Consider the following 3,254-nt stretch of genomic DNA (forward strand, 5'->3'; position numbering starts at 1 on the left):
GACCGATCTTGTTTGCTTCGCCAAAGTAAGCAGCCACATCGTCATGGGTTTGAAGCGCGGCGATGCGGGCGAGCTCCGGTGCGAGCGGCGCTAGGCCTAGCTCGTTACGTGTGTCCATGTCCATGTAAGAATTGAACAGATCGCCAACCTTCTGTTCATCCGAACCGCTAGCGAAACGACCCGAGGAAGATTCTTCGATAATGGTCTTGACGTTTTCCTGGGCGGTTTCGTGCAGCATGTACGCGATACCAAAGGAGGACTTGTCCGAGGGAATATCGGTGCTCGCCAGCCACGCGCCGTTAACGTACGCATTAAAGTCATCACCAGGCCGCACAGAAGTGTCCATATTGTTAAGAATAAGACCGCTGTGTCGTGCTTCGTTGGATCCTTTACTCATTGTCGTATCGGATTGGTGCGAGCAGGCGGCAAGAAGCAGCGTGACAAGTGTCAAGCAAATGTATTTTTTCATGGTTGAATTTCCCAAGGAAAACGGCGAAAAAAATAAGGGTATTGCGAATGAGGCTAGCGTGTTTATGTGGGAAATGCCACGTGTAGCAGGTCAAAACGCAGCGCATCGCGACGAACGTCGCGCAAAAGAAGTGACAATGTGTCCGGTTTTGTGTCCGGACCTGTCCGTTAGGATTGGTTTAATGTGTCCGCTTGGTCTTCGAGATCCACGTATTCAATGTCCATGAAGTCGAGTGTTTCCAACCATTCGTTGCTCGCCACAAACTCGTTGGTGAGCGTTTCAGGATCGGCCGCGCCTTCCGGCGAAACAATGCAGTCGTTGGGTGTCTCGATTTCTTCAACGGTGGTCTTTGCCCAGCGTTCGTCATCGAGTTCATCGACGGTGCCATCGACAAATTGAATGTCGATGGTATTCAAGTCGACGTCGATAGCAACGACTTCGAACGCCGCGCCACTGCGGTTCGTATACCAGTGTCCAATGATGGGTGTGGGTCTAATCATGTCGTTCCCCAGTTATGTGTGCATGTGCCTCTCTTTCGTTGATGGAATACCAGCAAGATATAGACCCATTCGCCGCGCTTGGCAAACGTGGTCAAACAGAACAAAAAAAAGCGTGATGGTTTCGGGGTGTTGTCATCGGGCTTGAGAAAAACCCGTAGATTTTGCAGAGCAGCGTTAGCGCAAGTTGCTACGCAAGGCGAAAGTTGAATTCAATCACTTAACGACGTTTAAAGTGAGTTTAATTATCAACACGCTCAAAAATGAAATCCCACACGCCGTGACCTTTGCGGTGACCGCGTTTCTCAAACTTGGTGAGCGGTCGGGAATCAGGGCGGGGTACACACACGTCGTCGGGTGTGGCGTCATGCGCGGCGGTGGCGTTGTCGCGTGTGTTGCGAAACAGTGCCGATGATTGAAGCACTGCACACATGTGCTCGGCATAAGGGTGCCAGTCGGTGGCAAAGTGAAGGCGACCGCCGGGTGCCAGACGTCGGTGAAGCAATGCTAGGAATGATGGTTGCACAATGCGTCGCTTGTGGTGTTTTTTCTTTGGCCACGGATCGGGAAAATACAGATTGATGCGATTGAACGTGTGATCGGCGACCATGTGTTCCAGCACATCCATGGCGTCGTGATTGATGACGCGCGCATTTTGCAAGGCCGCTTCTTGCAGCAACATCAAAAGGTGACCCACACCGGGTCGATGCACTTCGATGCCAACAAAGTTTTGGTCGGTATTGCGCTTGGCCATTTCAAACAGCGCCTCGCCATTGCCAAAGCCGATTTCGAGCGTCAGTGGATGATGCGCGGTGTCTTTAAATGCCGCGCGTAGATCGGTGGGTTCGGCAGAGTACTCTATGCCATAGAGTGGCCAGCCGCTGTCGAGCGCTCGCGCTTGACCGCGCGTGAGTCGTCCTTCGCGAATGATGAAACTGCGAATACTGCGACGTTTGGCAAACGCGCCGTCCGGCGTGTCGGACATCGTTAAAAGATCGTGCCGTCGAGCGGTGAGGACGCTGACGCGAACCGTTTGCGTGGAATGCGACCCGCCAAAAATGCTTCGCGCCCCGCTTCGATGGCTTTTTTCATGGCGCTGGCCATGAGCACCGGCTGCTGCGCGCCGGCAATCGCGGTGTTCATTAAAACGCCGTCGCAGCCCAGTTCCATGGCCACGGCGGCGTCTGAGGCCGTGCCCACACCCGCGTCTACTAAAATGGGCACCGACGCGTTTTCAACGATCGTTAAAATGTTATAGGGATTGCGAATGCCGAGCCCAGAACCAATCGGCGCCGCGAGCGGCATCACCGCGATGCAGCCGAGTTCTTCGAGGTGCTTGGCGAGAATCGGATCGTCGTTGGTGTAGACCATGACGTCAAATCCTTCCTTCACAAGCGTTTTGGTGGCGTCGATGGTTTGCACCACATCTGGGAACAAGGTCTTTTCATCGCCGAGCACCTCGAGTTTGACGAGGTTGTGTCCGTCAAGTAGCTCGCGAGCGAGGCGACAGGTGCGCACGGCGTCGGCGGCGGTGTAGCAGCCCGCGGTGTTTGGCAGCAGTGTGTACGCGTCGGGCGGAATCACATCCAGCAGGTTGGGTTCGTCATCGTGCTGGCCGATATTGGTGCGACGAATCGCCACCGTCACCACATTGGCACCGCTCGCCTCGGTGGCCGCTTTGGTTTCATCGAGGTCTTTGTATTTACCGGTGCCGACTAACAGACGCGAGGTGAACTGATAGTCACCCATTTGCCAGTGATGTGGAGAGTGTTCTGTCTGCGTACCCATTGTTTGGTCTCCGCCAGTTAGCCGCCGCCCACTGCGCCGACAATTTCAAGGGTGTCGCCGTCACGCAGGGCGTGTTGATCGTATTGGCTGCGCGGCAGAATCTCCCCGTTGAGTTCGGTCGCCAGGCGTTTGCCCGCAAGTCCGCGCCACGCCAGAAACTCGGTCATGGTGAAAGGCGAGGGCAGCTCGAGCGCGCGGCCATTTACTGTGATGTGGATCGCCGTCATAGCGCGCCAGAGTGTACACCAAGCCAGGGAGTGTCACAGCCTGAGTTTGAGCAAAAAACACCGCCTCTCAAATCGGCGCACGTCTTATGCGAGAGTGTTGCGCAGGCGGCATAAGCGCATGCTACTCTTCGGCGTATGCCGCTTGTTGCTCACTCCACATTGCCCGCGTTTGCACGTCTCCAGGCTGACGGTCAGGAGGTGGTGCCGCTGGCGCGCGCCAAACAGCAGCACATTCGTGAGCTTCATGTGGGTGTGCTCAACATGATGCCCGAC

6 protein-coding genes are annotated in these 3,254 nt (G+C 55.3%); 1 reads left to right on the forward strand and 5 read right to left on the reverse strand.

Annotated elements, in window-relative coordinates; genetic code table 11:
* From AAF465_17395 to thiS, 5 genes are all read right to left on the reverse strand, one after another.
* A partial coding sequence (locus AAF465_17395) for a peptidase M13 (GenBank protein MEM7084498.1) occupies positions 1 to 469 on the reverse strand: 469 nt, incomplete at its 3' end.
* Between the two features lie 167 nt (positions 470 to 636).
* Positions 637 to 969: a DUF6763 family protein gene (locus AAF465_17400; protein ID MEM7084499.1), complete on the reverse strand. Its 333-nt coding sequence runs from the start codon at positions 967 to 969 to the stop codon at positions 637 to 639.
* Between the two features lie 238 nt (positions 970 to 1,207).
* Positions 1,208 to 1,951 (reverse strand): tRNA (guanosine(46)-N7)-methyltransferase TrmB, encoded by a 744-nt coding sequence (trmB, locus tag AAF465_17405; protein MEM7084500.1) that lies wholly within the window; start codon positions 1,949 to 1,951, stop codon positions 1,208 to 1,210.
* Between the two features lie 2 nt (positions 1,952 to 1,953).
* Complete coding sequence (locus AAF465_17410) at positions 1,954 to 2,715, reverse strand: thiazole synthase (protein MEM7084501.1); 762 nt, start codon at positions 2,713 to 2,715, stop codon at positions 1,954 to 1,956.
* 56 nt (positions 2,716 to 2,771) lie between these two features.
* Positions 2,772 to 2,972 carry a sulfur carrier protein ThiS gene (gene thiS / locus AAF465_17415; protein MEM7084502.1) on the reverse strand — a complete coding sequence of 67 codons (201 nt, stop codon included), beginning with the start codon at positions 2,970 to 2,972 and terminating at the stop codon, positions 2,772 to 2,774.
* A gap of 144 nt (positions 2,973 to 3,116) precedes the next feature.
* On the opposite strand from thiS, the gene AAF465_17420 reads away from it, so the two are divergent.
* On the forward strand, positions 3,117 to 3,254 hold a 138-nt coding region (locus AAF465_17420; GenBank protein MEM7084503.1), incomplete at its 3' end, for a homoserine O-succinyltransferase.

The sequence above is a fragment of the Pseudomonadota bacterium genome, assembly GCA_039028935.1.
Taxonomy (GTDB): Bacteria; Pseudomonadota; Gammaproteobacteria; order Steroidobacterales; family SZUA-146; genus SZUA-146.

Excerpts from the sequence above, each read along its gene's own strand:
- AAF465_17400 (MEM7084499.1), bottom strand. The coding sequence starts at position 969 with ATGATTAGACCCACACCCATCATTGGACACTGGTATACGAACCGCAGT.
- trmB (MEM7084500.1), bottom strand. The coding sequence starts at position 1,951 with ATGTCCGACACGCCGGACGGCGCGTTTGCCAAACGTCGCAGTATTCGC.
- AAF465_17410 (MEM7084501.1), bottom strand. The coding sequence starts at position 2,715 with ATGGGTGACTATCAGTTCACCTCGCGTCTGTTAGTCGGCACCGGTAAA.